At 32.5% G+C, this 22,306-nt stretch carries 15 protein-coding genes; 9 read left to right on the top strand and 6 right to left on the bottom strand.

The window, feature by feature from the left end:
- Positions 1-2: 2 nt before the first annotated feature.
- From NAB20_RS02490 to NAB20_RS02480, 3 genes are read right to left on the bottom strand one after another with little or no spacing between them, the layout of a single operon-like run.
- Positions 3-1,439 carry a DUF5689 domain-containing protein gene (locus NAB20_RS02490; RefSeq protein ID WP_127823293.1) on the bottom strand — a complete coding sequence of 479 codons (1,437 nt, stop codon included), beginning with the start codon at positions 1,437-1,439 and terminating at the stop codon, positions 3-5.
- A gap of 6 nt (positions 1,440-1,445) precedes the next feature.
- Positions 1,446-2,078: a choice-of-anchor J domain-containing protein gene (locus NAB20_RS02485; RefSeq protein WP_164849087.1), complete on the bottom strand. Its 633-nt coding sequence runs from the start codon at positions 2,076-2,078 to the stop codon at positions 1,446-1,448.
- Positions 2,079-2,088: 10 nt separating this feature from the next.
- Positions 2,089-4,899 carry a carboxypeptidase-like regulatory domain-containing protein gene (locus tag NAB20_RS02480; RefSeq protein ID WP_375605445.1) on the bottom strand — a complete coding sequence of 937 codons (2,811 nt, stop codon included), beginning with the start codon at positions 4,897-4,899 and terminating at the stop codon, positions 2,089-2,091.
- A 137-nt stretch (positions 4,900-5,036) separates the two neighbouring features.
- Here NAB20_RS02480 and NAB20_RS02475 point away from each other — a divergent pair, with 137 nt between their 5' ends.
- The 4 genes from NAB20_RS02475 to NAB20_RS02460 all read left to right on the top strand — a co-directional run bounded on the left by NAB20_RS02475 (position 5,037) and on the right by NAB20_RS02460 (position 10,497).
- Positions 5,037-6,128: an endonuclease gene (locus NAB20_RS02475; protein WP_105195644.1), complete on the top strand. Its 1,092-nt coding sequence runs from the start codon at positions 5,037-5,039 to the stop codon at positions 6,126-6,128.
- A 55-nt stretch (positions 6,129-6,183) separates the two neighbouring features.
- A complete protein-coding gene (locus NAB20_RS02470) occupies positions 6,184-6,714 on the top strand; it encodes a 3-hydroxyanthranilate 3,4-dioxygenase (protein WP_088391754.1) in 531 nt (176 codons plus the stop codon).
- Between the two features lie 78 nt (positions 6,715-6,792).
- On the top strand, positions 6,793-8,361 hold the full coding sequence (locus NAB20_RS02465) for an aldehyde dehydrogenase family protein (RefSeq protein WP_105195646.1): 1,569 nt from the start codon (positions 6,793-6,795) through the stop codon (positions 8,359-8,361).
- Positions 8,362-9,348: 987 nt separating this feature from the next.
- On the top strand, positions 9,349-10,497 hold the full coding sequence (locus NAB20_RS02460; protein WP_105195647.1) for a cystathionine gamma-synthase: 1,149 nt from the start codon (positions 9,349-9,351) through the stop codon (positions 10,495-10,497).
- 149 nt (positions 10,498-10,646) lie between these two features.
- Here the strand turns inward: NAB20_RS02460 and NAB20_RS02455 are convergent, their stop codons facing one another.
- Entirely contained in the window at positions 10,647-11,450 is an 804-nt protein-coding gene (locus tag NAB20_RS02455; RefSeq protein ID WP_164849086.1) for a glutamate dehydrogenase, read from the bottom strand.
- A 193-nt stretch (positions 11,451-11,643) separates the two neighbouring features.
- Here NAB20_RS02455 and gdhA point away from each other — a divergent pair, with 193 nt between their 5' ends.
- The 4 genes from gdhA to recO all read left to right on the top strand — a co-directional run bounded on the left by gdhA (position 11,644) and on the right by recO (position 17,115).
- Positions 11,644-12,987 (top strand): NADP-specific glutamate dehydrogenase, encoded by a 1,344-nt coding sequence (gene gdhA / locus NAB20_RS02450; protein WP_105195648.1) that lies wholly within the window; start codon positions 11,644-11,646, stop codon positions 12,985-12,987.
- Between the two features lie 116 nt (positions 12,988-13,103).
- On the top strand, positions 13,104-15,392 hold the full coding sequence (locus tag NAB20_RS02445) for a two-component regulator propeller domain-containing protein (protein WP_105195649.1): 2,289 nt from the start codon (positions 13,104-13,106) through the stop codon (positions 15,390-15,392).
- 3 nt (positions 15,393-15,395) lie between these two features.
- Positions 15,396-16,391, top strand: coding sequence for an acyltransferase (locus NAB20_RS02440; protein ID WP_105195650.1), 996 nt, complete (start codon positions 15,396-15,398; stop codon positions 16,389-16,391).
- Between the two features lie 4 nt (positions 16,392-16,395).
- Complete coding sequence (gene recO / locus NAB20_RS02435) at positions 16,396-17,115, top strand: DNA repair protein RecO (protein WP_105195651.1); 720 nt, start codon at positions 16,396-16,398, stop codon at positions 17,113-17,115.
- A 9-nt stretch (positions 17,116-17,124) separates the two neighbouring features.
- On the opposite strand, the gene NAB20_RS02430 is transcribed toward recO, so the two are convergent.
- Positions 17,125-17,790, bottom strand: coding sequence for a hypothetical protein (locus NAB20_RS02430; RefSeq protein WP_375605444.1), 666 nt, complete (start codon positions 17,788-17,790; stop codon positions 17,125-17,127).
- A 5-nt stretch (positions 17,791-17,795) separates the two neighbouring features.
- A complete protein-coding gene (locus NAB20_RS02425; protein ID WP_105195653.1) occupies positions 17,796-18,506 on the bottom strand; it encodes a hypothetical protein in 711 nt (236 codons plus the stop codon).
- Positions 18,507-18,839: 333 nt separating this feature from the next.
- On the opposite strand from NAB20_RS02425, the gene ileS reads away from it, so the two are divergent.
- Complete coding sequence (gene ileS / locus NAB20_RS02420) at positions 18,840-22,304, top strand: isoleucine--tRNA ligase (RefSeq protein ID WP_375605443.1); 3,465 nt, start codon at positions 18,840-18,842, stop codon at positions 22,302-22,304.
- Positions 22,305-22,306: the final 2 nt, after the last annotated feature.

Raw genomic sequence — 22,306 nt, 5'->3', positions numbered from 1 at the left:
ATTTAGTTTATTACGATGTCATCTAGGTGAATTGTAGTTGTTCTAGCTGGACTAAAACTGTAGCCTCCTGAGTATTCAAAGATGATATAACCGTTACCTGTTAAATTAACGGGGAAATTAAATACACCGCTATTAACGAAAGGTTTTGTTGTTCCCGTTAAAGTACCTGAAGCAATTGTAAAATTAGAAGTAATATCTGTTAAAGAAGCATCACTTACTTTTGAAAAAGGAACATAGTTAGTAGAATAATAAACTTTTAAAACATTTCCTGTATTAAAACGATCCTGTGTTTTAAATGACATACTATTTGCTGCTGTAAAATCTACAGGAACAATAAAATAAGATTTATTGTTTTGTTCTTGTCCGCTAGATGCAGAGTTAAAAGCAGACATAACGATGTATTTATTACTGCTAAAGCTCGTTACATACCAATATTTAGATCCTAATAAAGGGTCATTAATATATTTAGGGAAATCTTTTGTTCCAGTTGTAATACTTCCAGCAGTATAGGTGTCAAAATTTTCTGTAAAAGAGCCAGAATAGGTTAAAGCAGAACCTCCTAAAGCAGGAGCTAAATCAACTTCTTTTCTGTCTTCAGTTAACTGAATGTCTCTTTCTGTACGTGGTATAAATTGGTAATCAGAACCAAATTTTGTTAAAACCCCTCTAATTTTACCATTTTTGTTAGAAATGGTTTTACTAGCAAATTTTGCAAACTCACTAATTCTTACAATAATTTTATTACCATTTAAGTCTGTTATTAAATGGTTTGTCGCACTACCTAAATTGTTAAGAGTAGGGTCGAAGTATTTTTTACCAACTGAAGCATCCAAAAATTGAACATCCTTTAATTCAATTAATTTGTTGATATAAGAATCATTTAATATTTGATTGATAAATAAAGGTTTTTTAACAATTTTTTCCTCTCCTACGTTTTCGCATGACTTTTTGATAATATTTTTATAGGTAACGAAAGAAATTCTTCCAACTTGATCGTCTGCGGTATTATTAGGTGTTTCATTATTAAATATTTCACCTATTATTGTAGAAGCGTTTTTATTGGTGTAGGATAGGCCATTCATTTTTATATAAACTTTTCTTCCTGGCTCAAATTCAGTATGTAAATTGCTTTGATCTACGGGTATACTAAAGCCTACAGTACCAGATCCATTATCAACTGATTCAAATGAAATGGATTTGTAAAAAGTACCTCCTTCGTCGCTTGAAGTAACGATTGCCTCAATGATATCATCTGCTTTATGAGTTGTAAAACCATTGGTAGGAGCTTGATTTGTAAAATCAGTAACTTTTTTATTAGGCGTTAGACTTTCACAAAGGTTATTCGTACTGGGTGTATCGAACTTTTCATTTACACAGGCTACGCTTGTACATAGTATAAACGAATAAACTAAAAAACTTTTAATATTTATATTTTTCATAACGTCTTAGTTCATAAAAAGTTTAATATTGTCTAACTGATAAGTAGTAGTTAAACCGTTTGTTTTGTTTCCTGCGTACTTAAACGCAATTTGGATATTTTTGCCTTTATAAGCTGATAAGCTAAGGATTCCACTTGAAATGAATTTATCTACTTCTGTAGAAGTGGGTAACTTAACGTTCAAAGGAGTCCATGTGGCAGTACTGATACCTGCTTTTGTACCGTCGTAATTTTCGGAAATCAAAACAGTTAAATTGCTACCTGTCCAGAATCTAACTTTGGTGTCGAAAGAGAAAAAAGTTTCTTTTTGAGAGTCAAGTAGTGTATTTGGAGTGATTAACCATGCTTCATCTGTTGTATTAGCAGCGGAATAAAAAGATGAGAACTCGGCATACTTATTAGAGTCTGCTAAACGGCTATTCCATAATCTAGTTCCTGTTGTACTTAGATTATAATTAGACCAACCTTTAATATTAATGGGTATTTCTGTAGATCCTGAACCTGATGTTGTTGCTTCAAAGTTTTCAAATAAATAGGCCACTTTAATTTCAGGAATGTCAAAATCCTTTTCTTTATCACAAGCTATGAATAATCCAGCAGCGATAACTGAAGTAATAATTGATTTTAAAAATTTTTTCATAGTTGTGTTTTTAGAAATTAACATATAAATTCACAAAGAAGTTCCTTCCATAACCGTAGAAATATTTTGAACCAAAAGTTCTGATACCACTTTGTGAGTCTTGGTTTAGTAAAGGGAATGTTGCTTTTCTTGCTTGTTCAAAACCACCTGTTTTAAATATTTTATCTAAAGCGTTGTTAACTGTGGCAAAAAAACCGAAGGTAACTCCTTTTTTTACTCTCCAAGATTTACCCCCGCTTAAGTTTAATAAGAAGTACGCTGGCAAACGCTCTTGTTGTAAGGCTTTTCTTACTGAATTTTCATTAACACCATCGTAAGAAATACCTGTTTTATCATCAATAGTAAAATTATTTGTTCTTAAAATATTTGAAACGCCAACATAAGTTTGATCAAAATAGTTATAATTAGCACTTACATACCAAAAATTAGGATTACGATATTCTAAACCAAATGAACCTGCTATTTGTGGCATGCCACCAACTCTATATCCTTTTAGATATGTTTTTCCAAAATTTTCAACTGGATAGTTGTTAGATTCTGTAGCCGCAGCATCATTATTAAGTCTTAGTGTTGGATTGTTGTCGTAAGTGTATTCACCGTATGAACCAGCTAATGAAGCTTTGATTGTGGAGCTAATTTGGTATTCTATACCTAACTCACTACCAATACTCTTTTTGTCCATACCTGTTACAATTTCACTTACAAAAGCATCGTCATTACCGTTGTTTGTGTCTTCGTCAATAACTCCTTCGGCAAAAAAGAAAGCTACATTTGTTGTGTTTGATACTTTGTTATAAAACCCTGTAATTCTAGATTTAAATTTAGGGGTACGAATGATATAGCTGGCATCTGCACTAACTATTTTTTCACTAGCAAGATCAATCGTTACATTGTTATTGTAGCGAGTATTAGCAAACGTATTTCTTAAGTTAGGAGCTTTGGTTAAAAAGGCACCATTAAAGTCAAATAAATGACGGCTTGATAATTTGTATGTTATACCTCCTTTAAAACCATAGTTGTCAAAAGATGGGCGTTCGCTTTTCCCGAATGAGTTAGCGGCATATTTTCCATTTCTGTATAAGCCTTCTCTTTCATATTCCGATCTGGAAAAAGTTTGAGATAGGTAGAAGTCTGCTTTTTTGAAGTTAAATTTAAATTGCGTAAAAGCGTCAATTACAGTAGCTCTTAAATTATAATTATATTCAAAAATATCATTAAGTTGAATTTTTTGATTAGGATTATTTAGGTCAAATTGGGCAAAATCACCTTTTGATATATAAAAAGGATCAAAGTTTTCGGTGTATTTAGCGCCTAAAAGATCTGTTACCACAGCATATTGATGTGATTTTAAATTTTTGAAATTTACAGCTGCATTAAAACTTATTTTTTCTGAAAATTGAGAATTTAATATTGAGTTGGCGGTAATTTGTGTATCGTCATTTCTTTGTTCAGTCAATAAGTAATAGGCTTTTCCAGCTACATTGTTAGGGTTTGTATTAGCATAATACATTTCATCCCAGTTGATTTGACCATTGTTTTTAAAATCAGCTAAAGCGTTTGCGGCTCTTGTGTAGTCTGGAATCCATGCACCCGTATTTTCATTTGTTAGGTTTAGATAAGTACTTGGTAACTTTTTGTAGTATGTAGGATCTGGATTATTACCGCCAGGATATGCTAGTCTAGCATTGGCAATAGAACCCGATTGAAATGCTAAATTCGTATTTAATCTGGTTTTGTCGCTAAATTTCCAGTAATGACTTAACATTACGATAGGCTCATTTATAAAACGGTCTCTACTATTGCGTTTTTTTCCTTCTTGCCAACCCCAATAAGAATTGTATTTATATCCTTTAATATCTGTTACTTCATCTGTATTAGGAGAGGTTCTGCCTCTTCTATTTTGAGCATAAATGGAAGTGAAGTTTAAAACATGTTTTTTACCCAATCTTTTTTCAACACTTGCAAATAATGAATTGGCCGCCATATCCGTTCCTTCAAAATGTCCTTCTTGAGCCCATCTTCTACTAGCAGATACCACAAAAGCCCATCCTTTACTGTCTAAACCAGAAGCATGAGTACCCATTGCTCTCCAGTTGTAATTAGTGTTAGTTCCTGAAAAAGAAATTCGCGTTCCAGGTCTGTACAAAGAAGCTCTAGTATTTATTTCTTGAGTGCCTAATATACTACCAAATGTATAGTCGGAAGCGGTGCTTCCCATAGTAAATTCTTGATTTCTAGTAGCATCATTAAGGCCACCCCAATTGCTCCATTGAGCACGACCATCCCATATTTTGTTCATGGAAACACCATTTATCATAGTATTCCCGTATTCATTGTCTAATCCTCTAATTCTAAAACGAGCTCCTCCCCAGTTAAATGCAGCAGCCTGTTGATAAGTGTCTCTGGTGGCTTGTAAAAGGCCAGAAGTGCTTTCAGAGCCACTATTGTCGTCACCTAAATCATTTTCTGTTAAAGTAACTAAACTTAATTGTTGTTCTTGATTTTGAGAATCATCTTCAAGAATAATTACCCCTAAATCTAAAATTTGATTAGTGATAATTTCTAAGGCTAAAAGTTGTTCTTTATAGCCATCACTTTTAACTTTTAATAGCTGCTTACCAGCTCGAAGGCCTTTAATGGTAAACTTACCCTCCGAATTTGTTAACTGCGATAAGTTAGTGTTTTCAATAGTAGTCACTACATTCTGTAGAGGCTTATTAGTTTTGTAGTCAATAACCTTTCCTGAAATTCCTGTTGGTTGTTGTGCAAAAACTAAAACTGCCTGTAGTACCAATAAGGTACTAAAAACTAGTTTTTTCATAAATAAAATTAAAAATTAATTTACTTTTCCTACTTTAAATGGTTAAAAATAGGGCGACAAATGTATGACATTTGATATAATTATTTACTTTTGGTGCGAAAATATTCTATGTTTTAATGATTTTTTAATATAAAGATATGAAATTTACTAAAATTACTTGTCTGTTTTTTATGATATTGGCGATAGAAGGTGTTGCGCAGGCAAAAAGAGTGGCTATTAATACAATAGCATTTTACAATTTGGAGAACTTCTTTGATACTGTAAATGACCCCAATACAAATGATGAAGATTTTGTTTACACTCCTGAGAACTATGCAAAGAAGATAGATAATTTAGCTCATGTTATTTCGGAGTTAGGAACAAGTGATAAACAAAAAAACGCTCCCGTAGTGTTAGGTGTAGCTGAAATAGAAAATCGTCGTGTTTTAGAAGATCTTATTAAACATCCATTATTGGTTAATTTAAATTACGGAATTGTACATTTTGACTCTCCAGATCGTCGTGGTATTGATTGTGGATTTTTATATCAAAAAAAACATTTTAATCCAAGTAGCTATCAAAATTACCCTTTAATTATATCGGAAGATCAACAAGATAAAAAAGCAAAAGATAAAGATAAAAATGAAGGAGAAACAGATGATAATAGTGTAGATACTAAAACTAGAAGGATTTATACAAGAGATCAAATTTTGGTAACAGGTACTTTAGATGGTGAAGAAATGAGTTTTATAGTAAATCATTGGCCTTCACGTCGTGGAGGAGAAAAAGCTAGTAGCCCATTACGCGAAGCTGCTGCTGCTTTAAATAGGAAAATCATAGACTCTTTACAAACTGTTAATCCCAATGCGAAAATTTTCACAATGGGGGATTTAAATGATGGACCATTTAATAAGAGTGTTAAAGAAATTTTAGGAGCTAAAGGAGAGATAGAGGATGTTAAACCACAAGGGTTATATAATCCAGCAGAAAAAATGTTAAAAAAAGGAATTGGCACCTTAGCACATCGTGATGCTTGGGATTTTTTTGATCAAATTATTTTTACAGAAACTTTGTTGCCACATAACAATGATTATTCAACTTGGAAATATTGGAAAGCAGGTGTGTATAATAAATCATTTATGATTCAACAAACGGGACAATATAAAGGATATGCTCTTAGGAATACCACTGAAGGGCCTGGGTTTTCTGATCACTTTCCTTCCTATGTTTACCTAATAAAAGAATTCTAAAAAAAATAAAATCCCGTTTATTCGGGATTTTTTTATTCATATTTTTACATAAAAAATGTCAGTGAAAAAACCATTCAATTTAAATAAATGGATAGAAGATAATCGCCATCTTTTAAAACCACCTGTTGCTAATAAAAACCTGTATGTTGATTCAGACGATTATATTGTAATGATAGTAGGCGGACCTAATGCTCGTAAAGATTACCATTACAATGAAACAGAAGAATTGTTTTATCAACTAGAAGGAGAAATAACCATTTACATTCAAGAAAATGGACAAAAAAAAGAAATAAAGCTTGCCGCTGGCGATATGTATTTACATCCAGCTAAAATTCCACATTCACCTAGTCGTACAGAAAACTCTATAGGTTTAGTAATAGAGCGTAAAAGAACACAAGCCACAGATGGTTTGTTGTGGTTTTGTGATAATTGTAATGAAAAATTACACGAGGTATATTTTGAATTAAATGATATTGAAAAAGATTTTCTGAGCCATTTTAAAGCATTTTATTCTTCCAAAGAAAAAAGAACTTGTACGAAATGTAGTCATGTTATGGAAACAGACTCTCGATTTGTTCAAGATTAACAATCATAGACTTAATTATTTAGATAATAAGTTATAAATTTGCAATCTATTTTAACAAAACTTGATAAAAAAGTTACAATGTCAACAATAACACAATCAACAGTAGCTCAACAATTTGGAATTGTTGAAGCATTAGAGCAATTAGGCGTAAAAGATATCAATTTAGGTACCTCAACAGGATCTAATTGGTTTGCTAATGGTGAAATCATGGAGTCGTATTCACCTGTAGATGGTCAATTAATTGGAAAAGTAAAAGCTTCAACAAAAGAAGACTATGAAAAAGTAATGGAAGCGGCTACTACCGCATTTAAAACTTTTAAGATGATGCCAGCTCCCAAAAGAGGTGAAATCGTTCGTCAGTTTGGTGAAAAATTGAGAAAATATAAAGAACCTCTTGGGAAATTAGTTTCGTATGAAATGGGTAAATCATACCAAGAAGGTTTGGGAGAAGTTCAAGAAATGATTGATATTTGTGACTTTGCAGTAGGTCTTTCTCGTCAATTACATGGTTTAACGATGCACTCTGAGCGCTTTGGACACAGAATGTATGAACAATACCATCCACTAGGAGTAGTAGGGATTATTTCAGCGTTCAACTTTCCTGTAGCGGTTTGGTCTTGGAATACTGCTTTAGCTTGGATTTGTGGAGATGTATGTGTGTGGAAACCATCTGAAAAAACCCCTTTGTGTTCAATAGCTTGTCAAAATATTATAGCAGAAGTTTTAAAAGAAAATAATCTGCCAGAAGGTATTTCTTGTATCATTAATGGTGATTATAAAGTAGGTGAATTAATGACACATGATACTAGAGTTCCTTTGGTATCTGCTACAGGTTCAACTCGTATGGGTAAAATAGTTGCTCAAGCTTGTGCTGCACGCTTAGGAAATTCATTACTAGAATTAGGAGGAAACAACGCAATTATTGTTACTCCAGATGCTGATATTAAAATGACTGTAATTGGTGCTGTGTTTGGAGCAGTAGGAACAGCAGGTCAACGTTGTACTTCTACTCGTCGTTTAATTATTCATGAAGATATTTATGATAAAGTAAAAGATGCTATTGTTGCCGCTTATGGTCAGTTAAGAATAGGGAATCCATTAGATCAAAATAATCACGTAGGACCACTTATTGATACAGATGCTGTTGTAGCTTATAACAAAGCATTAGAAAAAGTAGTGGCAGAAGGAGGTAATGTTATTGTGTCAGGAGGCGTATTAACAGGAGAAGGTTATGAAAGTGGTTGTTATGTGAAACCAGCAATTGCAGAGGCTCAAAATCATTTTGAAATCGTTCAACACGAAACATTTGCACCTGTATTATATTTATTGAAATATAGTGGAGACGTTATGAATGCTATTGAAATTCAAAACGGTGTAGCGCAAGGTTTATCATCTGCAATTATGACAAATAATTTACGCGAAGCAGAAGCATTCTTATCACACGCAGGTTCTGATTGTGGTATTGCTAACGTAAATATTGGTACATCAGGAGCAGAAATTGGTGGTGCATTTGGTGGTGAAAAAGAAACAGGTGGTGGACGCGAGTCTGGATCTGATGCTTGGAAAGTATACATGAGAAGACAAACCAATACAATTAACTATACAACGGATTTGCCTTTAGCACAAGGTATAAAATTTGATTTGTAATATAAGTTATAATATCTTTTTAGGAGGTTGTTCTAAATTTTTAGACAACCTCTTTTTTTTAAAATATTCAGACATTTATAGAACTAGTATTTGTATAGATGATTCTAAGAAAGAAGGAGGTAATCCAGATTTCGGGGTGAAGATGAGAAGATGAAGAAAATAAAAAGGCAAGGAAAATTTTCTTGTAGAGGTGTGGGTAAAATCCATAAATTGACGATTCATTTGTCCGCTTAGGCTGAATGAAGAAGTCACATTATTAATATTATATAATCTCCCCTTTTGTGTAAATGGCAAGATTACAAACTTTCAAGATAACCTAATAGAAGGTAAAAAGTACACTTTTTTAGATTCAAAGTCTTTTTTATTTATAATAAATTTCTGAGACATAATCTGGGTTTGAAAAGCTATGTAGCCAAATTAGAACCTAAAACCAGAGGGAATCATGGATAGCGATAAAAGCTCGTGGTAGATAGAAAGAGCTTTTAGAATGTCAAAACGGATTTACGAACTGGTTCCATTTATCATCATTTACAAAAAGAATCGAAGCTTACATTTACCTGTTGTTTGCTGTTTATACTGTTCATAAAAAAACTTGAAAGGTCATTGAAAATGAAAATATGCGCTATCGCCAGATAAAGCCATAGAACTGATTTATAAGATGTATCAAATAGAAGTTACTCTGCCTGAATTATTACATACTAACAAAACCCTCTTGGAAATGAATAACGAGTAAAATTCGTTAATTCAAAATATAAACAAATTCTTCTAAGGTATTCTATTAATAAAAATAAGAAAAGTATTGCAGCAGAAGAAACCTTTATAAAAAATGGCGCACAAGTGTTTAATTAATTATTTTTGTTCAGACAAAACGGTTTGTTTTTTGATTTTAAATAAAAATGATGAAATAATCATAAACTATTAGTCGGCATATTTAAATGCCCATGATAAAAGGCAATACAATGTTTTCTAAAAATAAAATTTAAATATATGAAATTTAATACAAAAGCCATACACGGTGGTCAACAGCATGACCCAAGTACAGGAGCTGTTATGCCTCCTGTTTATAATACCTCTACTTTTGCGCAACATGATCCAGGTGTTCCAAATAACGGATATGAATACAGTAGAGCAGCAAATCCTACTCGTACAGCCTTAGAAAATGCTTTGGCAAGTATAGAAAACGGAACACGAGGATTAGCTTTTTCGTCGGGTTTAGCAGCTACGGATTGTGTCTTAAGAGGCTTAAAGTCAGGTGATGAGGTAATTGCTATGGATGATTTATATGGAGGGACTTATCGTATGTTTACCCGTATTTATAAAGAATCGGGTATAAAGTTTCATTTTGTAGATATGAATGATCTGCCTAAATTTGAATCATTAATTAACGAAAATACACGTTTAGTTTGGGTTGAAACACCAACTAATCCATTAATGAAATTGGCTGATATTGAAGCGATTGCTCAAATTACTAAAAAGTACTCTAATATTCTTTTTGCTGTAGATAATACATTTGCAACACCTTATTTGCAAAAACCCCTTGATTTAGGAGCGGATATCGTAATGCACTCAGCTACTAAATACCTAGGAGGGCATTCTGATGTAATTGCAGGCGCTTTAATTGTAAAAGATGAAGAATTAGGAAATCAGTTGCATTTTCAACAATTTGCTACAGGAGCTACTTTAGGGCCTAATGATTCATTTTTAGTTTTGAGAGGAATTAAAACTTTGCATTTACGTGTTCAGCGTCATTGTGAAAATGGAGCCAAGATTGCAGAATTTTTAGTAAATAATCCCAAAGTTGAAAAGGTGTATTATCCTGGGTTAGAAACCCATCCTTTTTATGAGGTAGCAAAAAAGCAAATGATAGGAGGTTTTGGTGGTATGGTGACTTTTACATTTAAATCAGGGCTTAAGGAGGACGCCGTTAGTTTTCTTAAGAAATTAAAAGTATTTACACTAGCAGAATCTTTAGGTGGAGTAGAATCATTAGCCAATCATCCAGCTTTAATGACCCATGCTTCAATACCAGAAGATAAAAGAAAAGAAATAGGAATATCGGATGATTTAGTACGTTTGAGTGTTGGGGTTGAAGATATTCAAGATTTGATAGATGATTTACAGCAAGCATTTGCGTAAAAAATAAGGTTGCTCAGAAAGATAGTCATTTTCTTATTTCGATCAGCGGGAGAAATCGCATAATATTGATAATGTGACTTCTCCCCTTGTCGAAGTGATAAACTAGATGTTTATTTATTGCTTTTTAGATAGTTTTTTTGTATTTCCTGCTAATTTAAATAATAAATATAGCCAAAATTTAACCAAACTAGCCAATCATTGGCTTTATTTTCAGGGTATAAATTTTGGTTTGGATTTAATCCGTCTACCCAGTTTGAATTAAAATATTGCCAACGTAAATCAATTATTAAGTCAGACATCAGATTTAGCTTGTATCTTGATCCGACACTTCCAACGACAGACCAAGTGCTTCCAGAATCATTAGAAAAACCATGAGGCTTTCCGTCAGAAGGACTCCAGTATTTTGGAAAAATATTGTTTTGATTTAAAAGAACTCCATTTCCATAAGAAGTTTTAACTTGAGGATTAAAAAAGCTATATTGGGCGCCTAAGCTAATGTATGGAGCAAAATTTCCAGTGTAAGAAGAAAAATCACGAATGCTTAAAGGATAATATTCTAACTGCATTCCGATATTAGTTATTGAAGAAGATCCTTCCATCGCATTTAGTTGTCTGCCTCCAATAGAAGTTTTGTCAGCTAATTTACCAAAATGATTTAGTTTTGTTTTATTGTATGATAACTCGGTTCTTATTTTAAAGTGATCATTGAAATAAGTGTCATGTGTATAACAATTACAGTCAGATCGGTAGGCAAAATTTATATAATGTACAAGCCCAATACCTATTCCTGTGTTTCCTGCATCTGTTTCTAAATTATTACGCTCTCCGTAATCTGATTGAAAAGCAACAGGGCCTATAACCAATCCTAGCTCATTGGAAAAACCAGATTGAGCAAACAAATTAGAATTCGTTCCTAAAAGAAAAAGTAAAACAAAACGATATATTTTTAGCATAAACTCATTTTTAGCTTGATTAGACAAATATATAAAAACATCACCCATTTTGGAGATAAATTGTTTAAAATATTTAAAAAAAAGCGCGAAGTTTATTAATTTTTTACTATGTAAATTATTTAGATAACTGTATATTTGCTCACCAAACGAAAAAACGTTTTTTATATTAAAACGAAAATAAAAGAATAAAATTATGTCACAAAGTATTGAAGCTTTTGTTGAAGCAGTTGCAAAAAACAATCCAAATGAACCTGAGTTCTTACAAGCTGTAAGAGAGGTTGCAGAAACAGTTATACCTTTCATTGAATCAAATCCTAAATACCAAGGAAAGACATTGTTAGAGCGTATGGTAGAACCAGAGCGAGTAATTATGTTCCGAGTGGCTTGGGTAGACGATAAAGGGCAAACACAAGTTAATAAAGGATACCGTATTCAGATGAATTCGGCTATTGGTCCATACAAAGGAGGATTACGTTTCCATCCTTCTGTAAACTTAAGCATCTTAAAATTTTTAGCTTTTGAACAAGTTTTCAAAAACTCTTTGACTACATTACCAATGGGTGGTGGTAAAGGTGGTTCTAATTTTGATCCTAAAGGAAAATCAGATAATGAAATCATGCGTTTTTGTCAAGCTTTCATGACAGAATTAGCACGTCACATTGGAGCTGATACAGATGTTCCTGCTGGTGATATTGGTGTTGGAGGTCGTGAAGTAGGCTATATGTATGGTCAATACAAAAAATTACGTAATGAATTTACAGGTGTATTAACTGGAAAAGGAATTACTTTTGGTGGTTCGTTAATTCGTCCTGAAGCTACAGGTTACGGGGATGTATATTTTGCTCAAAATATGTTAGCTACAAGAGGTGAAAGCTTTGCTGGTAAAACAGTAGTTGTTTCTGGTTCTGGTAATGTGGCGCAATATGCTATCGAAAAAGCAACACAATTAGGAGCTAAAGTTGTTACAGCTTCTGATTCTTCAGGATATATCTATGATGCTGATGGTATTGATGCTGACAAATTAGCGTACATTATGGAAATCAAAAATGAACGTTATGGAAGAATTAATGAGTATGTAGCTAAATATCCAAACGCTAAATTCGTTGAAGGAAAACGTCCTTGGGAAGTAAAATGTGATATTGCATTACCGTGTGCTACACAAAACGAATTAAATGGTGAAGAAGCACAGTTATTAGTAACTAACGGATGTATCTGTGTAGCTGAAGGTGCTAACATGCCTTCTACTCCAGAAGCAGTTGAAATCTTTATCAAAAACAAAATCTTATTTGCTCCAGGTAAAGCTTCTAATGCAGGAGGAGTAGCTACTTCTGGTCTTGAAATGTCACAAAACTCTTTACGTTTAAGTTGGACTAGAGAAGAAGTAGATCAAAGATTACAACGTATCATGAGTGATATTCACGAAGCGTGTGTTACTTATGGTAAAGATGAATCTGGTTTTGTAGATTATGTAAAAGGAGCAAATATTGCTGGTTTCGTGAAAGTAGCAGATGCTATGTTAGCGCAAGGAGTAGTATAATACCTGTCATTTCGAATAATAAAAGGCACTTGTTTTTTCAAGTGCTTTTTTATTGATACCAAAAAATAAACTTGTTTCGTTTTTAGAGTATATTTGTGACCAGAAATCAAAAAGATATGAAGAATTGGGCTGCATTTTTATTTATACTCCTAAACTTTTCTTACGTTTTTACACAAGAAGCCAATCCTTGGAAAGGCTATTATTCTTATAATGCAGTTAAAGATCTTCAATTAGTAGAAAACAAAATAGTAATAGCGGCCGATAATGCCTATTTTTTATCTAATCTCGATACAAACCAATCAGAAAAAAAATCAACAATAGAAGGTCTTTCAGGAGATCCTATTACCCAAATTCATTATAGCCCAACTTATAATAAAACAATCGTAGGTCATTCTAACGGTTTAGTTATTATTGTAAATGAAACAGATGGTTCGATGTTTTATCTAAAAGGAATAGAGGATAAACCTAATATCTTGGCAAGTAAAAAAAGAATCAATCACTTTGAAGAATATAAAGGGAAAGTGTATATTTCTACAGGATATGGTATTACCGTTTTAGATATGAATAATTCCCAGTTCGGAGATACATTTTTTATAGGAACAGGAGGTTCAGAGCAAGAAATTATAAGTACTACAATAGTCAATGATACTATTTATGCAATTGTCAAATCTAATGGTCTTTATGCCGCTAAACTAAGTAATCCTTTTTTAATTGATTTTAATCAGTGGAAAATCATACAACCTGGAAGTTGGTTTAATTTAAAACCAACCAAAACAAAAAAAATTTTAGTATCAGAAACAGGAGCGATACATGAATTAAAAGAAGATAATTCCATTTCGTACATAACATCCGTTTTACAAAATCCAAAAGATATCAATTATAATGAAGATAAATTAATTATAACCTCTTCTAATTACGTTGATATTTTTGATGAAAACGGAACATCAATTAAACAACTAATTTGGGGAGATCAATTTAAATCATTTTTTACCAGTTCCTCTTTTAGAAATAATAAGATTTATACAGGAACAGAAAGCAATGGTTTGTATTCAATAGATTTAAATACTCCTCAGTTGATTACTAATTTAACTCCTAGCTGTCCAGAAAAAAATCGTTTTTTTAGGATAAAAGCAGTCAATGATGTGCTTTGGGTGGTTTTCGGTGGATATAGCAAACAATATAACCCTTATCAGTATTGCTGTGGAGGACCTAGTAGATCTGGAATTAGTATTTATTCCAATGAAAAATGGACGAATCTCGATTACAAAGATTTGTTAGAAGCAAGAGCACTTTCAAGTATTGCATTTAATCCTAAAAATAAAAATGAAGTATTTATAGGCTCTTTTTTTAGCGGACTACTAAAATTAGATAATTTTATAGCTACTAATTTATATAATAAAGAAAATAGCCCGTTAAAAGATGAGTTAATACCTAATGTTGTTCTTTTAAATACTCCCAATTTTGATTCGAATGGCGATTTATGGATGACAAGTAGCCGAGCAGAAAATGCACTTTTTTCTCTTGATAAAAATAATAAATGGAAAAGCTATTCAATAAAAGATATTTCGGTAAAACCCAAAGAAGATAATTTTTCCTCCATGAAAATTGATAAAAATGGGACAAAATGGTTGGGAACATTACAAACAGGAGTAATAGGATTTAATGAAAAATTAAATAAAAACATAGTTATAAATCATATAAAAGGAAAAGGAAGCTTGCCTGATAGTGATGTTCGTTCTTTAGCTCTTGACAACAACAATCAATTATGGATTGGTACTTTTAATGGTTTACGATACTTACCAAATGTTAATTCATTTTTAACAGATACTACGTTAGATACAAAACAAATTATTTTATTAGAAGATGGAACCGCTCAAGAACTTTTTTATCAATCTAATATTTTAGATATAGAAGTAGATGGAGCTAATAATAAATGGGTTTCAGTTGAAGAATCAGGGGTTTTTCTGATTTCGCCAGACGGACAACAAACAAAATTACATTTTACAAAAGAAAATTCACCTTTACCCAGTAATATAGTAGATGATATAGAAATTGATCAAACAACAGGAAAGGTTTATTTTGCTACCAATAATGGAACTGTCTCTTATCAAAGTTTAGCTACAGCTGGTACTAAAGATTATTCAAATACCTATATTTACCCTAACCCTTATAGACCAGAACACAAAGGAATGGTTAAAATTACAGGATTAAAAGATAAAAGTAATGTTAAAATTACAGATATAGAAGGAAATCTAGTATTTGAAAGTATTTCACAAGGAGGAACAATAGAATGGGATACCCTATCTTTTGCTAAAACAAAAGTATCATCAGGGGTTTATGTTGTGCTCGTTTCAGATGAAGAAGGAGAAGATACCGTTGTTAAAAAATTATTGATTATTCGATAAGAAATGTTAAAACAAAACAGTATTAATTTTCTCCGTTTTTTAATGGCTAACATCATTATGTTAGCTCATTTAGTAGAGTTAACAAAAGATAAAACATTATATCTACTAAGTCTTTTTTGTAAATCCAATTTAGCTGTTAGCAGTTTTTTCGTTTTAAGTGGTTTTTTGGTTAGTAAAAGTTTAACAAGGACACCTAGTTTGAAAATTTACTTTCTAAAAAGAGCCAAACGAATTTTACCTGCATATATAATAACAATAATTTTTTCAGTTGTAATTCTTTCCAGTATTTCAACCCTTTCTTTTTGGGATTATTTTACAAACAAGATGACATGCCGTTATTTTTTTTGGAACCTATTTTTTTTAAATTTTCTAGAACCCTGCCTTCCTAATGTATTTGCTACAAATCCACTTCCTTTTGTAAATGGTTCTTTGTGGACTATGAAGATAGAAGAAGGTTTTTATCTTACCCTTCCCATATTGTTTTATTTCATCAAAAAAAGTAAAAAAGAAACCCTAGTATTAGCTTTTGTTTATTTCATATCTATTTTATATTCCTATATAATGTTAGAGCTTTTACATTTACCATTATTAGAAAAACAACTTCCAGGAAAATTAGCTTATTTTGCTATTGGGATTTATATTTATTTAAATTTCGATTTTTTTATTCAAAATAAAAAAGCATTTTTGGTAGGAGCGTGGTTTTTATTTTTTATTCAACTATATTATTTAAATAACGATTTATTCTTTCCTTTTACTTTAGGAATTACGGTTTTGTTTTTAGCTTATTCACTTCCTTTTTTAAATAAATTTAGTGCCAAAGCAGATTATACGTATGGTATTTACCTATATCATTTTCCCATAATACAAGTTTTTGTTCATTTTCGATTTTTTCAAAGATATAATCCCGTAGTGATTAGTGTAATATTAATACTAATAACTTATCTGTTTGCCTATTTATCATGGCATTTGGTAGAAAAACGTTTTTTAAATCGCAAGTAATTTTATGCTAACCAAGACAAAAGCAATTGTTTTAAGTGCCATTCGGTATCAAGAAAAATCCTTAATAGTAAAATGTTTTACGCAAAGTCAAGGTGTAGTTTCTTATTTCGTACCTTCTGCTTTTTCTAATAAAAAAAATAGTCAACGTATAGCGTACTTTCAGCCTTTAACTATTCTTGAAATTGAGGTTAATCATAAAGGGAAAGGAGGGTTGAAGTATTTTAAAGAAGTTAAAACAGCTGTTCCTTATCATAGCATCCCTTTTGATGTTGTTAAAAGTACTATTACTTTATTTTTATCTGAAATTTTGCATTATGTAATTAAAGAAGAAGAAAAAAATGAGCCCCTTTATTTATTTTTAGAAACCGCTATGACATGGTTAGATACCCATGATTATGCCGTTAATTTTCATCTTAACTTTTTAATAGAATTAACTAAATTTTTAGGTTTTTATCCAGATTTAATTAATGAGGATTTCCCTTTTTTTGATTTAAATGAAGGTTGTTTCGTTTTAGAAGCTACTTCTTCTGTTATAGATGAAGAAACCTCACATATCTTAAAACTTTTTATGTCTTCAAATTTTGATGATATTACTAATTTTAAACTAGATTATTTAAAACGTCAAAGGCTTTTAGAAGTTCTTTTAGATTTTTACGCCCTACATATAGAAAATTTCAAAAAGCCTTACTCTTTAGAGGTCTTAAAAGAGTTTTATCATACCTGATTAATTTAATTAATTGCTAGAGTAAATAAAAATCCTGCCTGTAGTGCCACTAATGTTATGTTCAACTCGATAAGCTGCACCGCTTGGAGCGTCCGCTTTCGAGTTTATTCGTAAGGTATAGGTACCAGGTGTCGTAACTGTGATATTTCCTGATAGGTTGCAATAATGAGTTTCCTTCAAGCGATTTCCTCCACTAAAGAAAACAGTTTCATGTGCAATTGTATTATCACTTCCCGTGTTTAAAATACATTCGTAGGTTAAAACTCTAGTAGAAGCATGATAAGTAGGGGGATTGGTAGTAATGGTATTATCGCAAAGGCGATAGGGAATTAAACAACTAATTTGTAATACCTGATTAGCCACACTTGTCGTTACAGTAGTACTGTATAAAGTATTAGTAGTTTGCGTATCACTCGTTATATTTGTATTCAAGGTAAAAGTAGGTTCTAAAGAAGTGAATAACTTAGATGGTCTGTCTGCTTTTGCCAGATTTCCTAATGGATCTGCCACGATAAAATAGGGATAAGTAGCACTGTTAGAACCGTCATTTAAGGTTCTAATCCTTGCCGTTCCATTAACATCTAAGGTTGCTGTCGGTGTATCGGTTCCAATTCCAACTTGCGCTATTGAAAAATTAAAAACGAAAAGAATAACTATTTTTATGATATTTTTCATATCTCTTAATTTACAGAAGTTAGTTTTAAATAATTTGTTTTTCCCACAGTAGTAGGATTATAGTTTATCCTGAATGAAGACCCGTCTATACAATTAGTTTCTACACGAACCGTAATTGTATATGTACCCAGTGTAGGTAATGAAATTTGAGAACTTAAATTAGTGCCATAAATTCCAGTTTCTTTGAAGCTTCCACTAAGATATTGAGTTTTTGCTGCAATTAATTTGTTGGTGTAAGAGCCTCCATTTAGGTAAATAAAAGTTTTTACAACACGAGTATCTGCGCTAAAAACTAAGGGAGTTCCGTTGTGTCCAGGTGGAGTAGTTGATGCAAAAGCAGATATTCTAAAAGGAAGATCTAAATTAACATCAACGACTTGATTAGATTTTATAGTAGTAAAATTTTGCGTAATCATATCAAAACCTGCTGTACTTGTTGTGTTCCAATAATATACCGCCAAGGTAGATAAAACATCTAAAAAAACATGCCCGTCGGTATAGGCTCCTCCATTCATTAGTGTCGTAGTGGAAGTGTTCGTTACTAATGTTTTTGAATAAGTATTAGCATTATTTCCGTCAGGTAAGTTTTGTATTCTTAGATCACCATTAATATCTAATGTCTCAGTAGGAGCTGCGGTATTAATCCCAACGTTTGATTGAGCGTAGCAAATGATTGTGCACAACCAAAGAAGAAAAACTGTACTTTTTTTTATCATTTAAGAATCCTTTAAGTATGAATGTAAAAATACATTTTTTTTAATTTTTTAAACAAATAATTATTTCGGTCATTGTATTAAATCCAGATTCTGTATTAGACTTCGTTTTTGAAATCAAATCTCACGAAAATTTTAAAATAAGAAACAAGGAGCTATTTGGATACTTAAAATGAGAGTACGTACTTAAATTGGAAGAAAAAGAAAAAGATTAGCTTTGCCAATTTACTTCGTTCGAGTCTAAAAGCGGAATTTGGGTTAAATATGTCTTTTTTTTTTGCCATTGATTTATAAATCATTACATTCGCCGATTGATTTTTAATAGAATATAACGATATGAATTTCAACGAATACAAAGGACTTAACTTGCCAACAGTGGCCTCTGAAGTACTTGATTTTTGGAAAAAAAACAATGTCTTTGAACAATCGGTAACTTCGCGTGAAGGAGCTACCCCGTATGTGTTTTTTGAAGGGCCTCCTTCAGCAAACGGATTACCAGGTATTCATCACGTAATGGCACGTGCGATTAAAGATATTTTTTGTCGTTATAAAACTCTAAAAGGATATCAAGTAAAGCGTAAAGCAGGTTGGGATACGCACGGACTTCCTGTAGAATTAGGAACTGAAAAAGAATTAGGAATTACCAAGGAAGACATAGGTAAAAGTATTTCTGTAACAGAATACAACGAAGCGTGTAAGCGTACCGTGATGCGTTATACAGATGTATGGAATGACCTTACCGAAAAAATGGGGTACTGGGTAGATATGGAAGATCCGTATGTGACCTATAAATCTAAATACATGGAATCGGTTTGGTGGTTATTAAAACAAATCTATACTAAAGATTTGTTATATAAAGGCTATACCATACAGCCGTATTCACCAAAAGCAGGTACAGGTTTATCATCACACGAAGTAAACCAACCCGGTTCGTATCGTGATGTTACGGATACCACGATAGTTGCCCAATTTAAGAGCCCCTTAAACCCCGAAGGGGGAAATGACGTTGCTAAAGCGTTTCGTTTGGGTTCTCCCCTTTTGAGGGAGTTAGAGGGGGCTGGTTTTCATTTCTTAGCTTGGACAACGACACCTTGGACGTTACCAAGTAATACAGCATTAACGGTAGGTCCTAAAATCGATTATGTTTTAGTGAAAACATTTAATCAATATACTTTTGAGCCAGTTAACGTTATATTGGCTAAAAACTTGATTTCAAAGCAATTTGATAAAAAATATAAAGCAGTAGAAACTAATGAAGAGTTTAAAGACTTAGAAGATAAGTTTCTACATGTTCCCCCTTCGGGGGCTAGGGGGCTCATCCCTTACCAAATCTTGGCTGAAACAAGAGGTGCTGATTTGGTTGGAATCAAATACGAACAATTATTACCGTGGGCATTGCCTTATCAAACACCAGAAAACGCATTCCGAGTAATTGCGGGTGATTTTGTTACTACCGAAGACGGTACAGGTATCGTACATACAGCGCCTACTTTTGGTGCCGATGATGCAAAAGTGGCTAAAGAAGCAACGCCAGAAGTACCACCAATGTTGATATTAGATGAGAATGGTAATCCAGTTCCTTTAGTTGATTTACAAGGTAAATTTGTAGCGCAACTAGGAGAATTTGGCGGTAAATATGTTAAAAACGAATATTACAATGAAGGTGAAGCTCCTGAAAAATCAATTGATGTAGAAATCGCGATTTTATTGAAAGAGCAAAACAAAGCTTTCAAAGTTGAAAAATACGTACACAGTTATCCTCATTGTTGGAGAACTGATAAACCAATTTTATACTATCCTTTAGATTCTTGGTTCATTAAGGTAACTGAGGTAAAAGATAGAATGTTTGATTTGAATGAAACCATCAATTGGAAGCCAAAAGCAACAGGTGAAGGACGTTTCGGAAATTGGTTAAAAAATGCCAACGATTGGAACTTATCACGTTCAAGATATTGGGGAATTCCATTGCCAATCTGGAGAACAGAAGATAAAACCGAAGAAATCTGTATCGGTTCTGTTGAAGAATTATATAACGAAATCGAAAAAGCCATTACAGTAGGTCTAATGACCGAAAATCCATTCAAAGGATTTGTGATTGGTAATATGGACGAAACAAATTATGATTTAGTAGACTTACACAAAAATGTAGTAGACAATATCGTTTTAGTTTCGGCTTCTGGAAAACCTATGAATCGTGAAACAGATTTAATTGATGTTTGGTTTGATTCGGGAGCAATGCCTTATGCACAATGGCATTATCCATTTGAAAACAAAGACTTGATAGATGGTAATCAATCGTTCCCAGCGGATTTCATCGCGGAAGGTGTTGACCAAACGCGTGGATGGTTTTATACACTTCATGCTATTGGAACTTTGGTTTTTGATAAAGTAGCCTATAAAAATGTAGTTTCAAACGGATTAGTATTAGATAAAAACGGACAAAAAATGTCAAAACGTTTAGGTAATGCAGTAGATCCATTTACTACATTAGCAGAATATGGACCAGATGCTACACGTTGGTATATGATTTCAAATGCAAATCCTTGGGATAACCTGAAATTTGATATTGAGGGTGTAGCCGAAGTACGACGTAAATTTTTTGGTACATTATATAATACCTACTCTTTCTTTGCGTTATATGCTAATATTGATGGATTTAAATATAAAGAAACAGAAATTCCATTAAACGAAAGACCTGAGATTGACCGTTGGATTCTATCAGAATTAAATACTTTGATTCAATCAGTAGATGAAGCGTATGCAGATTATGAACCAACAAAAGCTGCCCGTGTAATTTCTGATTTTGTTCAAGAAAATTTAAGTAACTGGTACGTGCGTTTATGTCGTCGTAGATTCTGGAAAGGGGATTATGGTACCGATAAAATTGCAGCTTACCAAACACTTTATACCTGTTTAGAAACAGTTGCTAAATTATCGGCTCCAATCGCTCCATTCTTCATGGATCGTTTGTATAAAGATTTAAATGCAACAACCCAAAAAGAAAATTTTGATAGTGTACACTTAGCAAATTTTCCAGTTTCAATAGAAAGTTGTATAGATAAAACGCTAGAAAGCAAAATGTTGAAAGCGCAAACGGTTTCATCATTAGTTTTGTCACTTCGTAAAAAGGAAATGATAAAAGTAAGACAGCCGTTACAAAAAATTATGATTCCGATACTAGATGAAGTTCAACGGCTTGAAATAGAGGCAGTAGCGGACTTGATAAAAGCCGAAGTGAATGTAAAAGAAATAGAGCTTTTAGATGATGCTTCAGGTGTTTTGGTTAAACAAATTAAACCCAATTTTAAAGCTTTAGGACCAAAGTTTGGCAAAGATATGGGATTGATTTCTAAAGAAATACAAGCTTTTTCGCAAGAACAAATAGCAGAAATAGAAAGAAAAGGAGAGATAGCAGTTGTTATTTCAGGAAATAGTACTATCTTGACAATCCAAGATGTAGAAATTACATCGCAAGATATTGAAGGTTGGTTAGTAGCTAATTCAGGAGGAATAACAGTGGCGCTAGATATTACAATTTCAGATGAGTTAAGAAAAGAAGGAATTGCACGTGAATTGGTAAACCGCATCCAGAATATTCGTAAAGATTCTGGTTTTGAAGTAACAGACAAAATTAAGGTTACCATGATGAACCAAGATGAAATAAAAGGAGCTGTTGCAAATAATTTAGAATATATTCAAGCCGAAACATTAACAGAAGAATTAATCTTTGCTGAAAATGTAGAAAATGGCACAGAAATTGAGTTCGATAATCTCAAAACAAAAATTTATATAACAAAATAAAA

Source organism: Flavobacterium davisii, assembly GCF_042182265.1.
Taxonomy (GTDB): domain Bacteria; phylum Bacteroidota; class Bacteroidia; order Flavobacteriales; family Flavobacteriaceae; genus Flavobacterium; species Flavobacterium davisii.
Note: the sequence above shows the minus strand (reverse complement) of the source record. Positions and strands in the feature narration are given on the sequence as shown.

Coding starts and splice junctions, on each gene's coding strand:
- NAB20_RS02445 (WP_105195649.1), top strand. CDS start 13,104: ATGAAGAATTGGGCTGCATTTTTATTTATACTCCTAAACTTTTCTTAC.
- NAB20_RS02470 (WP_088391754.1), top strand. CDS start 6,184: ATGTCAGTGAAAAAACCATTCAATTTAAATAAATGGATAGAAGATAAT.
- NAB20_RS02465 (WP_105195646.1), top strand. CDS start 6,793: ATGTCAACAATAACACAATCAACAGTAGCTCAACAATTTGGAATTGTT.
- NAB20_RS02455 (WP_164849086.1), bottom strand. CDS start 11,450: ATGCTAAAAATATATCGTTTTGTTTTACTTTTTCTTTTAGGAACGAAT.
- NAB20_RS02460 (WP_105195647.1), top strand. CDS start 9,349: ATGAAATTTAATACAAAAGCCATACACGGTGGTCAACAGCATGACCCA.
- NAB20_RS02430 (WP_375605444.1), bottom strand. CDS start 17,790: ATGAAAAATATCATAAAAATAGTTATTCTTTTCGTTTTTAATTTTTCA.
- recO (WP_105195651.1), top strand. CDS start 16,396: ATGCTAACCAAGACAAAAGCAATTGTTTTAAGTGCCATTCGGTATCAA.
- NAB20_RS02490 (WP_127823293.1), bottom strand. CDS start 1,439: ATGAAAAATATAAATATTAAAAGTTTTTTAGTTTATTCGTTTATACTA.
- NAB20_RS02480 (WP_375605445.1), bottom strand. CDS start 4,899: ATGAAAAAACTAGTTTTTAGTACCTTATTGGTACTACAGGCAGTTTTA.
- gdhA (WP_105195648.1), top strand. CDS start 11,644: ATGTCACAAAGTATTGAAGCTTTTGTTGAAGCAGTTGCAAAAAACAAT.
- NAB20_RS02475 (WP_105195644.1), top strand. CDS start 5,037: ATGAAATTTACTAAAATTACTTGTCTGTTTTTTATGATATTGGCGATA.
- ileS (WP_375605443.1), top strand. CDS start 18,840: ATGAATTTCAACGAATACAAAGGACTTAACTTGCCAACAGTGGCCTCT.
- NAB20_RS02425 (WP_105195653.1), bottom strand. CDS start 18,506: ATGATAAAAAAAAGTACAGTTTTTCTTCTTTGGTTGTGCACAATCATT.
- NAB20_RS02485 (WP_164849087.1), bottom strand. CDS start 2,078: ATGAAAAAATTTTTAAAATCAATTATTACTTCAGTTATCGCTGCTGGA.
- NAB20_RS02440 (WP_105195650.1), top strand. CDS start 15,396: ATGTTAAAACAAAACAGTATTAATTTTCTCCGTTTTTTAATGGCTAAC.